Raw genomic sequence first — 16,270 nt, 5'->3', positions numbered from 1 at the left:
CTTACTCCGCCGCGCGAGCCGCGTAGGATGCGTTGATTTCTTCGATTATCTTGTTCAGCGTCGGATCGTCCTTCAGCGTCTTGACATAGGCGTCCCAATCGGCAAGCGTCGCGCTGCCCAAGATGATCTTAATTTTCAGATCCTGCGTCTTCTTTCGGATTTCCGGCATATACGTTTGAGCCGTCTCGGAGAAGAGACCGATGCTGTAGTCCGGCACGCTCGTCTTCGCCCGTTCGTCCTGGATTTTGCCGAACTCCTCCTTCATCTCCTCCGGATGATGGTCGCCGTAGGAGCTTGCGTACGGGCCATGCTTGAACACGATTTGGTTATAGTTTGCGATGCTGTCCGCCGTGAACTTCTCTTCGATAATCACTTTCTGCCCGTTCTCGACCTTGTGATGCACGCCTTCGATCCCCCATTCCTGGATTTGATACACTTCGTCGGACATCCAATCGTTCAGCATAGAGAGGATGCGCTTCATCTTCTCCTCCGGCACCGACTTCGGGATCGCCAGCATGCCGTTGAATCCTGCCGCTCTCGGGTTGTAGCCGTTGATGGAGGTCAGCGGGTACAACACCTCGTAATTCGCGTCCGGATTCGACGCTCTCGTTGCCGTCAAGTACCCCGAGATAGACGCCGCTTTCTCTACGATCACGCCGGCTTTGCCGGCCTCATAGAGATCGACGGACTGGCTCGCCCGGAACGACGCGAAATCGGGCGGAAGCAGCTTGTCTTTGTAGGCGTTCGCCAAGTACTCAAGCGCGGCTTTTGTCTCCGGGAGCGTATCGGCGTATACGAGTTTACCGTCAATGAGCTTCCACTCGCCGTTCGCTCCCGTGAAGCTGCTGATGAACGGGGAGAGGTTGCCCATATTGTCGGGATTGACATGGCCCGTAAAGCCGACGGTCGTACCGTCCCCGGCCATATCGTTTCCTACAAACGCTTTCATTACCGCGTACAATTCATCCGTCGTCGTCGGCAGCTCGAGGCCGAGTTGGTCGAGCCAATCCTTGCGGATGGCAAAGAACGTTTCGCCTTCGGTCGGACGAGGACGAGGAATGCCGTAGTTTTTGCCGTCTTTCGCCTTCGTCAGGTTCCAAGCCGTCTCCGAGACGACCGTGGTTAAATTCGGATAATCCTTGTAGTAAGGCGTAATATCCCAGAACGCGCCTTGCTCGACGCCCGTTCGGAAGACGGGAGAGAACGGATCGCGCACCAAGATCAGTTCCGGAAGATCTCCGGAGGCCACCGTTACGTTGAACCGGTCCTCGTAATTGTTGACGGACACCCAGTGGATGTCGAGCTTCGCGTTGAGAGCTTCTTCCATCCACTTTTGCACTTCCCCGTTTTTATCCGGAGGCGTATCCTGGAAGAAATGTGACATGATCGAGACTTGGAGCGGCTCTTCCTTCGCCGGCGCGTTTTCTCCGGATTGCGTCGACGCACCCGCTTCCCCGGTTCCCGGCGGTTCTTGGGCGCTTTGTCCTCCCGTACAGCCTGCCAGGATGACGCACAACGCAATGAGTGCTGTCAACGACTTTTTCCACCAGTTGATTCGCTTGGAACATTTCATTTTAAAGGCCTCCCTTAATACGTTTCTATATGATGAAAGAGCGCCCGTCAAGGACGACTCTATTCAACCTACCCCTTCACCGAGCCGACCATGACGCCTTTGGCGAAATGCTTCTGCAATAGCGGGTACACGCATAGAATCGGTGCGACCGCGATTACGACCGCAGCCATCTTGAGCATTTCGCTAGGCGGAGGCTGCTGCGTGAGACGATCCTCCATAAGCATCCCTGCGGCGGAATCGGAAATGATGTTCTGCAGTACGAGCTGGATCGGCCATTTCTCGTAATCGTTCAAGTACAGCAGCGCGTTGAAGTACATGTTCCAATACATGACGGCGTAAAACAGCCCGAACGCGGCGATCGCCGGCAAAGACAATGGCAAGATGATTCGCGCGAAAATGGCTAAATCGTTACAACCGTCGATCGTGGCCGCCTCTTCGAGAGCGTCCGGAATGTTGTCGAAGAAGCTCTTCATCAGTATGACGAACCACCCGCTGGACAACGAGGGAATGATCAGCGACCAGAGGCTGTTGAGCAGCCCGGCTTCCTTCACGACCAAATAATTCGGGATGATGCCCGGGTTGAATAGAATCGTGAATAGGATAAGGAAGAGGAACATTCTTCGTCCCGCCAGGCGCTTCCTCGAGATCGCGTACGCCAGCGCCGCCGTCACCGTTAGACTGCAGGCTGTCCCGACGGTAGCGAGGAACAAGCTGTTGCCGATCGACCGCATGAAAGAACCGTTATTCAGCAAGTATTCATAAGATGAAAGCGACCATTTCGCCGGAAACAGCACCAGCTTGCGCTGCAAGTATTCGATCGGATCGGTGAACGATACGACGACGACATAATAAATAGGGAACAACGTGACGGCGGCGACAAGCGCCAGAAACGCCATATTCGCCGCATTAAAGATTCGGCTGCCAATATGTTCACGCATGAGCGTTCACCTCCAAGGGGGGTTAGAATACGCCTTCTTCGCCCAATTTTTTGGACACATAGTTCGCCATGACGACGAGAATGAGCCCGATGGCCGATTTGAACAGGCCTACGGCCGTACTGAAGCTGAACTGTCCTTGCTGAATGCCTAAACGATAGACATACGTCTCGAATACCTCGGCCACGTTGCTGACGGAACCGTTGCTCATCAGAAACACCTGCTCGAAGCCTACATCCATAATGCTGCCTAATTGCAAGATGAACAGAATGACGACGACGTTGCGGATGGCAGGAAGCGTGACGTGCCACATCGAACGAAGCCGATTCGCGCCGTCCATCTTGGCCGCCTCGTACAGCTGCGGATCGACGCCGGCCATTGCAGCCAAGAAAATGATGGTGCCCCAGCCCGCATCCTTCCAGATCGACTGCAGCGTGAGCAAAATCCAGAACAATTTCGGTTCCGTTAAGAACGGAAACTTTTCATAGCCGGCTGCTTCGATCATCTGGTTAATGACACCTTGCGATACGGATAACATCAAGAACGTCAAGCTTACGATAATGACCCACGAGAGGAAGTGCGGCAAATACACGATCGTCTGGATGAGTCGCTTGTACTTTTCGTTTCGCAGTTCGTTCAGGAGCAGCGCCAGCACGATCGGCAATGGAAAGAAAAAGAATAAATTCATAAGGCTGATCGCCATCGTGTTGCGAAACAGCAGCCAGAACTGATCCCCGGTAAACAATCGAACGAAGTGATCGAAGCCCACCCACGGACTTTTCAAGAATCCCATGAACGGCGAGTAGTTTTGGAAAGCGATTGCGATGCCGCCCATTGGAACGAACTTGAATAGTAAAAAGAATAGCAAGCCCGGGAATGCCAATAGGTACAAATAACGATCCCGAACCAATCTTTTAAGGAATTGAATTCTTCGGTTAACGTTCGCGTTGCGATTTGCTCCCGGAGTCGCTTCTTCGACATGTACGGTGCTGTTCATGCTGTTCCTCCTTCTACGCCGTTGCTCTTGTCTGTCGTAACCGTAAAGCACGATGCCGTTTCCTTCAACCGGACATTTTTGCACAGAAAAAAAGCAGGCCGCATCTAGGTTGATGCAGCCTGCCGCACTAGTTTTGCCGACCCGTACCGATTTTGCAAGACCTGCTATTGACGGCTGATATCCCGGAATTTCGTCGGAGAGACGCCCTCGCGCTTCTTGAAAATCCGATGGAAGTAACTCGAATGGTATCCGACCTGTTGAGCGATGTCGTTCACCTTAATATCCGTATCGCGCAATAACTTCTTCGCCTCGTCCAAACGTACGTCCGTTAAGTAATCGATAAAATTTTTGCCCGCCACTTGACGGAACGCTTTGCTAAGCGTATAGGATGTCGTACCGAGCTTATCGGCGCATTGATCGAGCGAGATATCGGTTTCGTAGTGGCCGTGGACCAAGTCCACGGTTTGTTCGACCATATGCTTGAACCGAGTTTCGTCACGATTCCGGAAGTACCGGAGATACGGCTCGACGACGTCCTTCTTCATCCAAGCGAGCAGTTCGTCCGGCTCGCCGAGCGCGGCGACCTCCTCGTACAAATCCGCCATCCCGAATACGCGGTAAGGATCGACACCGGCCTCCAGGATCGTATGATGGATTCTCCCGATCAGATGGAGCACGTTTTGTCTCACGCTCACTTCCTTGCCTTGCTCGGAGAGCTCGGCCATGAACGCCTCGATCAGTCGGTCGACTTGTTCCCGTTCGCCGCTTCGCATGGCGTGAAGCAGCTGCTTTTCGATCGCGAGCGGGTAGTCGATGCGAATTTCCGACTCGAACGCTTCGAGCTGCGCAACGTCGATAATTTGGCTCTTAGCCCCGAGCTCGCGATAGCCGATCGCCCGTTTCGCCTCTTCGAACAGCTCGTACCCGTCGCGAATGCTGCGCGATTCGGGACTGATGCTAATCGTTACGTTGATCCTCAAAATGTTCTGAACGGCATCGACCATTTCGTGCGCCAAGTCGAACAGTTGCTTCCTATTCGACCCCTCTGGCGGCGGCAGCAGGACCAAGAGGCCGATCCACAAGTCGTGAAAGTGTACGATCTGCACCTGCTTGAATTTCGCGGTCGCGAGCTCCTCCATCATATTGGCCGCCGCGAAAGACACGAGCCCCTGATCGCCGTGGGAGAACCTTCCCTCCAGCTTCGAGAAGCCCGTCAACTGCACGACCATCGCGCAGATCGTCCGGTCCCCCATGGAAAGGCCGTAGCTCTGCATCCGATCGCGCAGATCCATTTCCGACAATGCGGACAAGTGACCCTGCACCAGCTGCAAGATAAACCCTTCCCTCAGCCGAGGCAACTGCTGTTTGAGACGGTTGTGCAGGTTCAGGCTTTCGTTCGTGACTCGCTCCCACTGATGGCCGATCCACTCGAACTCGTCCTTCGCGTCCGTTGGATGGCCGGCATCGGTCCCAAACAGCCGCTTAAGCCTCTCTATCGGGCGATACAGCCACTGCGAGGCGAACCATGAAAGGAATAATGCGACCGTCAACCCGGCGGCGCTGATGATCGTGATGATTCGGGTCACCTCCGCGACCGGCTGCGTAATCGCCGTCATCGAGGCGGCGGATACGAAGATCCAGCTGGAGCCTAGCCGCTTCATCTCGCCGAAAGAGACTGAGTATGTCTCACCGTTCCACTCCAACGCGAACGATCCGCGCGTACTGGCTTGCGCCAGCACTTTGTCCCGAAGGGCGGCTTCCAAACCGGAAACCTTCTGATGGCCGCCGTGCCGAAGAAACGCGCCTCGCTCGTCCATCAAAAACACAGTGCCGTTGCCGTACGGATCCAGCCCGCCTAACAGCTGTTTGGTTCGAGACTCGTTGAGAGTCGCCCTCAGCAATCCGAACGGACGCGCGAGCCCGCCCGGGATACTGTGCGCGACCGTCATGGACGACTCGGACAACGTCCAGTGCAGCGGCCGTTTCTCCTTCAGCAGATCATCGTACTGCTTTATGTCATCGGCTTGAAGACGAACGTACTGCTCCGTATTGAAAAGATACCCTTGCGGCTCCAGTAAGACCAGCTCCACCTGCTGAATGAGCGGGTGCGTGCCTTCCACGACGATAAGCGTCTTATATAAATCAAAGATTTGCCGGGAGCCGTTAATGAAATCGAGCCGCTTCAAAGCGTCACCGAATACAGGATCGTGCGCCCAATGCGCGAGGGTCAACTCCAAATACGAAAATTGATCGTCTACCGATTGGATCGTCTCCGCAAGCCGATCTTGGTGAATTTGCCGCAGCTCGTACTCGATTTTTTCAGTAATGAAGACATATAAAGATACCCCGATAATCAGTCCCGGGATGCAGGTAATGAGCAGAATGGTGATCAAACTCATTCGGTAGAACTTTCCGCGTCCGGAAGCTTTCTTGGTTGCCATACCGCGTTCACCTTTCCCTCAAGACGTGCTTTCGAATTCCTTTCACTTTCCCCTCCCTCCATAAAACTAAATGATCCGGATGTTTGTCAACAAGCGGACGTTTGAACTTTCGAATTGACGGGAACCGTTTCAGGAAAACCAGTTCTGTTTCGGAACAGTGCATAAACCGTGCAACCAAATTGGATGTCCGGGTTATATGTTCGTAAAATGGTCTTCTCCGATATGCTCATGCGGCAAAGGCTTGAGGAACGATTACGTTGATTCCCCTACGTGCACTCTCCCCTAGATTCAGATCGTCTGATCTTCTCGTCCTGATGATCTGGTCATCGGCACTCTTTGCGCGATCCGTATGTCCTCTTAGGCGGAGAGAACTTAGATCCTTGCTTTTTTCGCACTGCCTGCGTTTGCGACCGTTGCCATTATCTGACGACAGGGGATAGTACCCGCAAGAGAGTTAGTATTGGGAGGGAGCCGCGGCTATATTGCGTGTGGAGCATGGGGGGAGGACTGCAAAGGGCAGTCGAAATAGAGGTCATAACCAAATCCGTCAACCGGTTTAACTGAACCATGGGTATAGTGCTCATAAGGGAGTTCGAACCCGGATATCACGGCGGGATACACCAAGGGCTACCCCTTCACTAATTCATAAAATACCTTCGCAACGGGGGACAACAAATCATCCTTTCTCGTACAGAAGTAGATCGGTCTCTTAATATCAATCCCCTCTATAAAGACTCGCCCGAGCTCTCCGTTTTCGACCATGCTTTTCACTGCCAAGGCGGGAACCAACATGGCTCCGTATCCTTCTTGGACTGTTTTAATGGACAGGTTCATCCCGTTATACTGCAGTGCTCTTCTCGGCGGAGAAATATCATGGATTCTGCACAGCGCCAACAGCTGTTCCCTTATACTGCTGCCTTCCTCCCGCATGAAAAAGGGCTCTGCCATCATTTCTTCTAATGTTGCCACTTGGGAATCAAACCGGTGACCCTTCGGTACGATAAACCAAAGCTCGTCGTCAAACAGCTTTTCGTAATTAATATCCTGATGCTTCGAAATGCCCGCAATGAAAGCGAAATCCGCTTCATATTGCAATAACCGTCTATTCGCTTCCATTGAGTTAACAACATTCAATATAATGTCGACTTGAGGATTTTGTTTCTTAAAGGAAGCAACCCATTTCGGCAGAAACATATTGGCGGGTAAACCTGTCGAGGTGATCCTTAATGTTCCTGTCTTACCTTCACGGAAATCCTTAAGCTTCATTTCCAGTTCTCTTTCCATCGCGAACAGCCGTTGAGCATGGGCATAAATCATTTCGCCCGCCTCGGTTAAACGTATCCCTCTTCCATGCGGTTCAATCACTTTCAATCCCGTTTCCTTCTCCAGCTTTCGAATCTGGGCGGTAACGGACGGTTGACTGATGGCAAGGCTCGCGGATGCCGCCGTTACGCTTTGATGATTGGCAACCTCGAAAAACACTCTCAATGTATGTAAATTCATTTTCGCTCCTGCTTATATATAGTTACAATCTATGAATACCTATAAATTATATATTATTCCGATGAATCTCGGGGAGGTAAAATGATGTAGAAGCATCACTCAGCGGCTGATAGGAGGCACTCCGTTGCAAGACATAAGTGTTGAAATGATTATACTTTTACTAGGACTCGGTTTTTTGGCTTCTTTTATCGATTCCGTGGTAGGGGGAGGAGGGTTAATTTCGATTCCTGCGCTTTTATTAACCGGACTTCCGCTGCCGGTCGTATTGGGAACGAATAAATTAGCCTCTTCCATGTCTACTTTGACAAGTACGATTTCGTTTATTCGATCCGGGAAAATCAATTTTAAATTAGTAAAATATCTCATCCCGTTTTCGTTGGCGGGGGCTGTGTTAGGTACCTATACGGTTCGCCTCGTTCCGTCTTCGTTTCTGAAGCCATTGGTCATTGTTTTGCTCGTTGGAGTAACACTCTATACCTTATTAAAAAAAGACTGGGGAAAAATGTCCACGTATGCGGGAATAACAAAAAAAACCGGTGTTTTCAGCGTTTTGGTCGCTTTTATCATAGGCTTTTATGACGGATTCTTCGGACCCGGAACGGGTTCGTTTCTGATCTTCGCTTTTCTTTTCTTGGGATTTGACTTTGTAACCGCTGCGGGAAATGCCAAACCACTAAACTTTGCCAGCAATATAGCCAGTTTGATTACGTTTATTTTCTTGGATTCCGTCAGTTATACGCATGGTCTGGTGATGGGAATCGCTATGATCGCAGGAGCTGTTGTCGGTTCCCGGCTTGCGATCCGTAAAGGTACCGGTTATGTCCGGATTTTATTTATTGGAGTAACGATTATTCTCATCGGCAAACAAGTTTGGGACGTCATTCCTTGAGATCCCGTCCGATTCATAAGAAAAACTTCTATCGAAGTGCATTCAAGGATGAGCGACCGCGAGTAAGAGGAAGTTTTTCTTGGTAAAGAATTTACTCATTTCCTGCTAAAGCAGAAAACTTATAAATTCTTTATCGTTAAAAAAACCACCGACCAAAAAGTCGGTGGTTCCCATGTTTCAAAATTGTTTCGCCGCAGCTTCCGCTTTCGCTATTGCCTTTTCCTTTATCGATTGCGCCTGATCCGGCATTGCGGCCATTCCTTCTGCAAAAATACCTTCAAACGAAGGAACGCCAATGAACTGCATGATTTTCTTCAGATAACTGTGTCCGCTTTCGAAGGCTGCAGCCGGTCCTTCCGAATACACGCCTCCGCTCGCTTGAATATGAAGGGCTTTTTTATCGGTAAGCAAGCCTATAGGACCGCTCTCCGTATATTTGAAGGTTTTTCCGGCTATGCATATGGCGTCGATATAGGCTTTCAAAACCGGAGGAAAGGAAAAGTTCCACATCGGAGACACAAACACATATTTATCCGCTGCGACAAATTGGTCCACCAGTTCGTTTAATCTGCCTACCTTGGTCTTCTCCGCATCGGAAAGCTGGTCGAACGCGGAACCGGAACGAAGTTTTCCCCAGCCGCTGAATATATCCGCGTCAAGCTGCGGAATATTCATTTGGTACAAATCCAAATGCACGACTTCATCGGAAGGATGAGCCTCCCGGTAAGCTTCAATAAATGCTTTGCCGACCGCCATACTATAGGACGCTTGATGATCGTTCGGATGTGCTGTGATATACAATACGGTTGCCATGGTTTATCATCCCTTCTTTGATTGAAAACTGCAGCTTTGATTAATATTTCCTCTTCTGGTCTCAATTACAACAATGTCACCGAAAACGAAATCGTTCATAACACCCTTTATCCGTTTATCCAAGCGTCCAAGTCCAGAGTATAATTGGATTTATGTTCGTCAAACACCAGGTTCACCGATTTGCCTCGGTATGTTACGGTACAGTTTCCTTCCTTATTGGCCGTTATGGTCGAACTCGCCAGCCGGCCTTCTTTCCATTCGATGTCTACTTCAAACCCGCCGCGCGCGCGCAATCCTCGAACGCTTCCGTGCTTCCAAGCGTGCGGCAAAGCCGGAAGCAGATGGATTTCGCCCGTGTGGCTTTGCAGAAGCATTTCGGCGATCCCCGCGGTTCCGCCAAAATTGCCGTCGATCTGAAAAGGAGGATGGTCGCAAAACAAATTCGGCAGCGTAGACGAGCGAAGCAGCTCAATCACGTTATCGTAAGCCGGCTCCGCCTCCTCCAGTCTCGCCCACATATTGAGAATCCACGCCCGGCTCCAGCCGGTATGGCCGCCGCCGTGCTTCAGCCTGCGCTCCAGAGTCTTTCTCGCCGCTGCGGCAAGCTCCGGAGAAGCTTTCACCGCGATTTGCGATCCGGGATGAAGCGCGAACAGATGGGAGATGTGCCGGTGACCCGGCTCCAGCTCTTCGTAATCAACGCTCCACTCTTGAATTTGCCCGTACTTTCCGATGGCAGGCCGCGGAATACGTTCAAGAGCTTTCTTCAATTCCTCGCCGAACTCCTGATCGATCTGCAATATTTCTGCGCTCCTGATGCAGCGTTGGAAAAGCTCCCGGATGATCTGGCTGTCCATGGAAGGGCCGTAGCATAACGCTCCCGTCTCCCCATTCGCAAGATAATACCTGTTTTCCGGCGATGAGGACGGGCAGGTTACCAGGTGTCCCTGCGGATCTTCCACCAAATAATCGAGTACGAATTGCGCCGCTTCCTTCATCGTTCCGTGAACCTCGCGGAGAAACGCTTCGTCCCGCCCGAACTCATAGTGATCCCACAAGTGCAAACAGAGCCAGGCGGCTCCCATCGTCCAGAAGGTAGACGTGATGCAAACATCCTGAGGAGCCGTATCCGCCCAAATATCGGAATTATGATGAGCCGCAAATCCGCGGCATCCGTACATGACGGCGGCCGTTTCCCGCCCGCGGACGCGCAGCCGCTCGATAAAATCGAACAACGGACCGTGGCACTCCGGCAAATTGCACGTCTCCGCGGGCCAGTAATTCATTTGCGTATTAATATTGATCGTATATTTGCTGTCCCAAATCGGAAGCATGTCCGCATTCCAGATGCCCTGAAGATTCGCCGGCAAAGATCCCGGTCGGCTGCTGGATATTAGAAGATATCGTCCGAATTGGAAATACAGGCTTACCAGACCCGGATCGTCGCTTCCCTCCCGGACCCGCTCCAATCGCCGGTCCGTCGGAAAATCCGATAAGAGAGCATTGCTTTCCAAGCCTTGAAGCGTCAAGGAGACACGATTGAATAAAGCCCGGTAGTCTTCAACGTGATCGGAGCGAAGCCGCTCGTAAGACTTGGCGGACGCGCGGTCCAATCTTCGGATGCACTCGGCTTCCATATTGTCCTTGGCAATCCTGAAATCGGTGCACGCCGCAACGAGAATTGTCGACGTATCCGCTCGTTCGACTGTAAGCTGCCGTCCCGCAAAAGAACGGTTGCCTCCCTCAGTCAACACTCTTACCGCGCAGCAAAACCGGACCCCTTCCTCGCCGCCGCTTTTTCCGCGAACGATCAAGTCCCCCTGCCCGCTGGCCCCGATCAGGTCCAAGTAAGCATGAAAGCCCACCGGATGCTTTAAAATATCCGACCAAGGCGTCGGCTCCAGCACGGAGCCCCGGCCGAACGGCATGGAGAACGAAAGATTCCCGGGCTCGCTCGCGGTTAAGCGGATCGCCAGCACTTGATCGGGGAAGCTTGCGAAATACTCGCGGTCGTATGCGACATGATCAACGGAATACCGCACCCGCGCGACGCCTTCCTCCAAATCCAGCTCTCTGCGATATTCCCCGATCTCCCCGGCGGCGCCGAAATCCAAATACAGATCGCCGAGCGGTTCGTAATGGCGCTGCCCGTCAGGAACTCCTATCAAGGCGCGCGAGGCCAATTCCTCCGCTTCCCGGATGCGTCCGGCGAAAATAAGACTGCGTATCTCGTCCAAATGCCGGAGAGCGTCCGGATTGTTCCGGTCCATCGGGCCTCCATACCATAAGCTGTCCTCGTTGAGTTGGATCCGTTCGACTTGAGCCTTGCCGAACACCATGCCGCCCAACGTGCCGTTGCCGATCGGAAGAGCTTCATCCCAACGATCGGCAGGCTTATCAAACCACATCTTCAAACCATCCAATCCGCAATCCCCCAGGCAAATGAAATTTGTAAAAGGAGCGATTATATCTTAACGCAGATTGCGATACTTTGCGATAAACTCCATTAGTTCGATTCAACCGCGGCAGCCAAACCGTTGGGATAAACGACGACTTTCAGGCATTCGCTCTTGTGGATGAGCGCCCGCTCCATCGCTTCTTGCGTATGTTCGAGCGGATATTTATCGGTAATCAGCTTGTTTGCGTCGACGATGCCGGATGATAGAAAATGAATGCCCTTCGGATACGTATTCGCATAACGGAAAATCCCGTAAATATCGACTTCATTATCGGCGATAAACGGCACATTCAATGGGATTACGTCCTGGGCGGGCAATCCCACTATAGCCAGCTTTCCTCCCCGCCGAAGCGAGCCTAGCGCGGATTGCAGCGCCTTCGGGTTGCCGGCCGTTTCCCAAGCGACATCGACGCCCTTGCCGCTCGTAATCCTATTAATCTCTGCAAGAGGGTCTTGTTCGCGGATATTGATAACATGAGTAGCTCCCATTTGTTTGGCTGCTTCCAGGCGAAGCGGCTCCAAGTCGGTAACGATAATGGCGGCTGCCCCATATGCTTTGGCTGCGGCTACCGCTGTCAATCCGACCGGCCCCATACCCATGATGGCGATCGTCGAGCCGGGCTGCAGTTTCGTTCTTGCCGCGGCATGGATTCCAACCGAGAACGGCTCGATTAATGCGGCCTCTTCATAGGACAGACCATCCGGAATCTTGAAGACAAAGTCTTGGCGGACTTTGATATACTGCACAAACGCGCCGTCATAAGGCGGAGTAGCCAGAAATTCAACGTCCGGACAAAGATTGTACCTGCCTTCCTTACAAGCGCCGCAATGCCCGCAAGTGACGCCGGGCTCAACTGCTACACGGTCGCCCGCTTTCAGTTGCCGGACATCCGATCCGACGGCGGCAATATCCCCGGAGCACTCATGCCCGAGAATGAACGGTTTATCAACTACGTATTTTCCGATTCTGCCGTGCGAATAATAATGCAAGTCCGACCCGCAGATGCCCACGGCTACCACTTTAATCAACACCTCGTCGGGACCGATTTGCGGAACCGGCAATTCTTCAATCTTAATTTCACGGGTATTATACATGATGGCCGCTTTCATCGTTTGAGGCACATTATCATCCGGCATGTCTCTCAATTCCCTTCTTTATTTAAGGTTGTTTTCAAACGGTTTACCAATTGATCATATAAATCATCGTCTACGAAGGACGAAACCGACCATATTTCCGCATCGGGCAGCGCAGACTTGATCCGTTCGAGCAAATGCGGGTTCGCAACGACGAGATCGGCGTCCTCGTGAACTTCTTCAATCGAAGCATGTTCGATCGTCAACTCCAAATCCAGATGCTGCGTTCTCTTTCTCAGCATAGCCGCGGCAAACGCGCTGGAGCCCAGACCCCCGTTACAAGTAAAGATAATCTTCCGTATGTCTTCTTCTTTACCATTGTATACGGAGATCGCGTGCCTGCCGCCGCTCCCGTCAGTTCCCGCTTCTCTTCGTTCTTGTCGCGAAAGAATCGGATAAGCAACCGCGAAAGAAACGAAAGCAGATGCAAGAAGGCCGGCCAGCACCGGCAGGTGCATACCGCTGGGCGCCATAACAAACATAAGGAAGACACTGCCGGGGGAAGGCGTTGCAACCAACCCTGCACCCAGAAGCATAAAACATAGATTCCCGGCTAATCCGCCGAGCAGCAATGAAACAATGACCAGGGGATTTCTCAGGGCATAGGGGAAATACACCTCGTGAATGCCGCCCAGAGCATGAATGATGATGGACGATTTGACGTTTCCCAACCCTTCCTTCTGCTTCCTCCGTATAAAATAGTAGGCTAACAGCATCCCAAATCCAGGACCCGGATTCGTCTCCAACAGGAAAAATATGGAGGTTCCGCTTTCCTTGGTATGGAGAATGCCTAGCGGCTCAAGAATGCCGTGGTTGATCGCATTGTTAAAGAACAGCACCTTGCCCGGTTCGATGATGAAAGCAACCAATGGAAGCAGATTGGAATCTACCAAATATTGCGTGCCGGAAACGATCACACGCACGGTCTGTATGAAGACCGGGTCTAAATAATTCAAAAACAGGACCGAAAAAGCGGAAGCCACAACGGCTGCGGCCGTGTTATTCAACAGCAGCTCGAAACCGACCGGTATACGCCCATTTAGCAGACGGTCGACGAGTTTAATGATATATCCGATCAACGGTCCTATGATTAACGAAGGTAGAATCAACGAAAATTGCTGCAACCCGCCGGTTGCCGCCGCAATGGTCACGAAAGCGGCCGTAACGCCCCCCCGCTGCCCGCCGATCAACCTCCCCCCGGTATAGGCAAACAGGATCGGCACCAAATAATGAAGCACCGGATCGACGATTTGATATACATGCGCATTATGGAACCAACCCAGCGGACCGAATAAAACTCTTATTAGTCCGAGCGTAATCAGAGCGGCGATATTTTGGAATACGACCGTACTTAGATGATTTCCGATGCGCTCTAGGATTCTCATGTCTTCCCCCGCAACGCAATGTCGATTTTTTTCAAGTACCCTTTTCCGACGACCGTTTTCACCTGCTCCATAATTTCATCCTCATGTCCCTGGGTAAGCGCATCGATAAAGCTGTCTTCTATTAACGCGGCGCTCACTTCGCTAATAATCTCGAAATGCTCTTTAGGAGCTTGCTTTGGCGCGAGCAGCACGAGGACCGTTCTCACATCGATGCTCTGATCCTGATGCGTCCAGCGAATAGGCTTGCCGCATTTCACAATGCAAACACATAATTTCTGTAAAGCGTCGCTTTTGCAATGAAGCATTGCAAGCGCCGCTTTCTTCATAACCCATGCGCCAAGCTTCTCTCTTTCGATAAGTTCATGCCTCAGGATGCCCGGATCTTTCCCGAATAAATGCTCGGGGAGATTGAATGAAATATAGTCGATTAACTCCTGCTTCTTTCGGACCGGTTTCGGCGCTTGAATAAAGATATTGCTCTGCAGCTGGGATAAAGCGTCGCTATATTGCTTCAGCTTGGACATCATCCCCTCTACGTCGACCTCTTGCTTCGGGGCGGCGCCGGATCTCTTTTCCGGCATTTGGTTCAATCGTTCTTTGATTCGAATCAGTTCATCCGCCGCCATGAACGGATTGACTACGATGACTTCATGATCTTTGTGCCGGAAATCGACGGTGGATACGATCAGATCGATATCGTGCATATTGTTCAGCAACTCGTCCACATGAAGCAGCGAAATCGTATCCACGATTTCAACTTGCGGCAGCTCTTGTTCCAACTGTGCGGCCAGCAGCTTCGAGGTTCCCATTCCGCTGGCACATACCAACAAAACGCGTTTGCGATTATTTTTCATGCCGGCTTTCCGCAAGACGGCCGCCCCGAAATGCATCGCCAAATAACCTGTTTCTTCTTCCGGAACAAGCTTTCCCAATTGCCGCTCCAAGAAAGCGGCCGCTTTCTCGGACGCTTGAAACACGTCAGGGTATTTTTCTTTCACATGCGCAAGGAGCGGGTTTCGTATATCCATGTTGTATTGGATCCGATTAATCGAAGATTCCAGATGGACGATTAAATGCTCAATCAGCGACAGATCGGTTGCTAATTCTACTTTCAGCTCTTGCTCCACGATACTCACCATATTTTGAACAAAATGTTCCACCCGGCTTGAATGCTCCGAGGAATTCAATCTATTGGCTTTCGCTCCGAGCAGGTGAGTGCAAATATAGCCGATCTCGCTTTCGGGAATGGCGATGGACAATTCGCCGCCCAATACTTCGGATAGGCGGCTCGCCCAAATAAATTCCCGGGTTTCTTTCAGTTTTTCCAAGGTTGGCCGGTCGAACGTTATATTTTCGTCGCTCTTCAACCGGTGGATCGCCAAAGCAATATGAATAATCAAACCGACATAAGCGGTATCGGCCATTTTATATCCGTACTCGCGTTCCGTCTGTTGAATCACCTTCTCGATCTTGTCGATGCTGTTCGGGTCGATAAAATTCAACATTTTATTGCGGACGGCCATTTCCAGCTTCACTTTATCCTGAGAGCCTTCGCCTTGAGCGGACAGCATGTCCAGTAATTGATCATGGCTCGTATTTTGATAAATCAGATTCAGGATCGCCCTTCGGATCTGGTGTTCGTGCCCTTCTACATGTATGCCGAAGCCGGGCTTTCGAATGAGATTCAGATTATGCTTCAAAAACCACGATTCGCAGCGGTCTAAATCGTTACTGATCGTAGAATCGGTCACATTCAACAAATCGCTGAAATAAAACAGCTTCAGCGGTTCTTTATTGAAAAGCAGCTGCTGAATCAAAATAAATTGGCGTTCCTCCGAAGTGAAGATTTGCACGGGGTTGCTGGACTGAAGCTCTTGCACAAGCTTCCGTTTCGAATCTTCCGAACCTTCAAGCCACACTCCCGTGCCCGCCCTGGTCGCCAGCAGCAAGCCGTAGCTCTTGATGGTGCTTTCCAGTATTTCAAGTTCGCGTTGGACGGTGCGTATGCTTAAACCGAGTTCATCGGATAAATACTTGAGCGTTAACGGCTGGGATGACTCGAGCAGCAGCAATAAGATATGCTTTTGTCTGGAGTTTAATCTCATGAGTGTCATCACTAAGAAGTCATCCCCCCGCATTTAT

General features: G+C 51.4%; 11 protein-coding genes. 1 reads left to right on the top strand and 10 read right to left on the bottom strand.

The features are described from left to right. Position 1: 1 nt before the first annotated feature. From JET16_RS20030 to JET16_RS20010, 5 genes are all read right to left on the bottom strand, one after another. A complete protein-coding gene (locus tag JET16_RS20030; protein WP_199619493.1) occupies positions 2-1,573 on the bottom strand; it encodes an extracellular solute-binding protein in 1,572 nt (523 codons plus the stop codon). 68 nt (positions 1,574-1,641) lie between these two features. Further along, the gene (locus JET16_RS20025; protein ID WP_199619483.1) at positions 1,642-2,511 is read right to left on the bottom strand and encodes a carbohydrate ABC transporter permease; all 870 of its coding nucleotides are present in this window, start codon (positions 2,509-2,511) and stop codon (positions 1,642-1,644) included. A 22-nt stretch (positions 2,512-2,533) separates the two neighbouring features. Continuing rightward, on the bottom strand, positions 2,534-3,505 hold the full coding sequence (locus JET16_RS20020; protein ID WP_199619481.1) for an ABC transporter permease: 972 nt from the start codon (positions 3,503-3,505) through the stop codon (positions 2,534-2,536). Positions 3,506-3,669: 164 nt separating this feature from the next. Continuing rightward, positions 3,670-5,946 (bottom strand): AraC family transcriptional regulator, encoded by a 2,277-nt coding sequence (locus tag JET16_RS20015; protein ID WP_199619479.1) that lies wholly within the window; start codon positions 5,944-5,946, stop codon positions 3,670-3,672. 627 nt (positions 5,947-6,573) lie between these two features. Beyond that, the gene (locus JET16_RS20010) at positions 6,574-7,449 is read right to left on the bottom strand and encodes a LysR family transcriptional regulator (RefSeq protein WP_199619476.1); all 876 of its coding nucleotides are present in this window, start codon (positions 7,447-7,449) and stop codon (positions 6,574-6,576) included. A gap of 124 nt (positions 7,450-7,573) precedes the next feature. On the opposite strand from JET16_RS20010, the gene JET16_RS20005 reads away from it, so the two are divergent. Further along, on the top strand, positions 7,574-8,338 hold the full coding sequence (locus JET16_RS20005; RefSeq protein ID WP_199619474.1) for a sulfite exporter TauE/SafE family protein: 765 nt from the start codon (positions 7,574-7,576) through the stop codon (positions 8,336-8,338). A gap of 177 nt (positions 8,339-8,515) precedes the next feature. Here JET16_RS20005 and JET16_RS20000 read toward each other — a convergent pair whose 3' ends face one another. The 5 genes from JET16_RS20000 to JET16_RS19980 form a co-directional block, all read right to left on the bottom strand. Further along, entirely contained in the window at positions 8,516-9,151 is a 636-nt protein-coding gene (locus JET16_RS20000; RefSeq protein WP_199619465.1) for an FMN-dependent NADH-azoreductase, read from the bottom strand. A gap of 107 nt (positions 9,152-9,258) precedes the next feature. Next, a complete protein-coding gene (locus JET16_RS19995; RefSeq protein WP_199619585.1) occupies positions 9,259-11,559 on the bottom strand; it encodes a glycoside hydrolase family 95 protein in 2,301 nt (766 codons plus the stop codon). Positions 11,560-11,657: 98 nt separating this feature from the next. Then, positions 11,658-12,746 (bottom strand): NAD(P)-dependent alcohol dehydrogenase, encoded by a 1,089-nt coding sequence (locus JET16_RS19990; protein WP_199619462.1) that lies wholly within the window; start codon positions 12,744-12,746, stop codon positions 11,658-11,660. A 5-nt stretch (positions 12,747-12,751) separates the two neighbouring features. Beyond that, the gene (locus tag JET16_RS19985) at positions 12,752-14,128 is read right to left on the bottom strand and encodes a PTS mannitol transporter subunit IICB (RefSeq protein ID WP_199619459.1); all 1,377 of its coding nucleotides are present in this window, start codon (positions 14,126-14,128) and stop codon (positions 12,752-12,754) included. Continuing rightward, positions 14,125-16,242, bottom strand: coding sequence for a BglG family transcription antiterminator (locus JET16_RS19980; RefSeq protein ID WP_199619457.1), 2,118 nt, complete (start codon positions 16,240-16,242; stop codon positions 14,125-14,127). The genes JET16_RS19985 and JET16_RS19980 overlap by 4 nt, the downstream gene beginning before the upstream one ends. Between the last annotated feature and the right edge of the window lie 28 nt (positions 16,243-16,270).

It is taken from the genome of Paenibacillus alkalitolerans, assembly GCF_016482785.1.
In the GTDB taxonomy this organism is placed as follows: Bacteria; Bacillota; Bacilli; order Paenibacillales; family YIM-B00363; genus Paenibacillus_AE; species Paenibacillus_AE alkalitolerans.
Note: the sequence above shows the minus strand (reverse complement) of the source record. Positions and strands in the feature narration are given on the sequence as shown.

Bases quoted from the DNA above. Each gene is read 5' to 3' on its own strand.
- JET16_RS20025 (WP_199619483.1), bottom strand. From the start codon at position 2,511: ATGCGTGAACATATTGGCAGCCGAATCTTTAATGCGGCGAATATGGCG.
- JET16_RS20010 (WP_199619476.1), bottom strand. From the start codon at position 7,449: ATGAATTTACATACATTGAGAGTGTTTTTCGAGGTTGCCAATCATCAA.
- JET16_RS20015 (WP_199619479.1), bottom strand. From the start codon at position 5,946: ATGGCAACCAAGAAAGCTTCCGGACGCGGAAAGTTCTACCGAATGAGT.
- JET16_RS20000 (WP_199619465.1), bottom strand. From the start codon at position 9,151: ATGGCAACCGTATTGTATATCACAGCACATCCGAACGATCATCAAGCG.
- JET16_RS20030 (WP_199619493.1), bottom strand. From the start codon at position 1,573: ATGAAATGTTCCAAGCGAATCAACTGGTGGAAAAAGTCGTTGACAGCA.
- JET16_RS20020 (WP_199619481.1), bottom strand. From the start codon at position 3,505: ATGAACAGCACCGTACATGTCGAAGAAGCGACTCCGGGAGCAAATCGC.
- JET16_RS19995 (WP_199619585.1), bottom strand. From the start codon at position 11,559: ATGTGGTTTGATAAGCCTGCCGATCGTTGGGATGAAGCTCTTCCGATC.
- JET16_RS19985 (WP_199619459.1), bottom strand. From the start codon at position 14,128: ATGAGAATCCTAGAGCGCATCGGAAATCATCTAAGTACGGTCGTATTC.
- JET16_RS19980 (WP_199619457.1), bottom strand. From the start codon at position 16,242: ATGACACTCATGAGATTAAACTCCAGACAAAAGCATATCTTATTGCTG.
- JET16_RS19990 (WP_199619462.1), bottom strand. From the start codon at position 12,746: ATGCCGGATGATAATGTGCCTCAAACGATGAAAGCGGCCATCATGTAT.